Raw genomic sequence first — 704 nt, forward strand, 5'->3', positions numbered from 1 at the left:
TTACTTACCCGCAGCTTTTGCTTTCCCACTACGTATAAATAATTAAAAAAGTAAAAGTCGATAATAAACTACACAGAAACTACACTAAAATAACTAAATTGACTGGTACTTACGCAGGATTTTTTTAATTAATCAATTGGGATATTCACCTAGAACATTTGGGTTATTGCCATCGTATATTGGATTGTGTTAGAAAAAAGGAGGAATTTTTATGTATTGGCAACCACAAACTAATCCTAATTATACAAATTATTCTCATCCATATGAGTATCCTTATGAATTTGCTTATGATACTGACTTTCGTCAGACATTAACAGGAAGATGGCAATGTGATGATGGTGGCCTATATCATATACATCAACCCAGTGGTACATCCGAAGTATTTTGGCTTGGACTAAGTGATGGCGGATTAGGAACGACTTTTACCAATATTTTTGTAGGGGACATTAGACCTGGAGGCATTATAGTCGGTAGATGGGGAGATATCCCCATTGGAAATATTATGCAACACGGTGTTTTAAGACTTCAAGTAGAAAACAACGGAAGGCAATTGAGAGCTCTACAAAAAACAGGTGGATTCGGCGGATCAATTTGGACTAAACAATAAAAAAGGCCGTCATTTCTGGCGGCCTTTTTTTTGCATATATTAAACACCTTATATTTTACTCTCAATTTTTCAATTTCCTTACACTTCTCTTCAATAT

The 704-nt window shown here is 34.9% G+C and carries 1 protein-coding gene; it reads left to right on the forward strand.

Annotated features, from left to right (window positions below; translation table 11 throughout):
* The first annotated feature begins 211 nt into the window (after positions 1 to 211).
* On the forward strand, positions 212 to 607 hold the full coding sequence (locus GBN78_RS29935; RefSeq protein WP_000289919.1) for a hypothetical protein: 396 nt from the start codon (positions 212 to 214) through the stop codon (positions 605 to 607).
* Positions 608 to 704 lie beyond the last annotated feature (97 nt).

The organism is Bacillus sp. B2-WWTP-C-10-Post-4 (genome assembly GCF_009183805.1).
GTDB classification, from domain to species: domain Bacteria; phylum Bacillota; class Bacilli; order Bacillales; family Bacillaceae_G; genus Bacillus_A; species Bacillus_A cereus.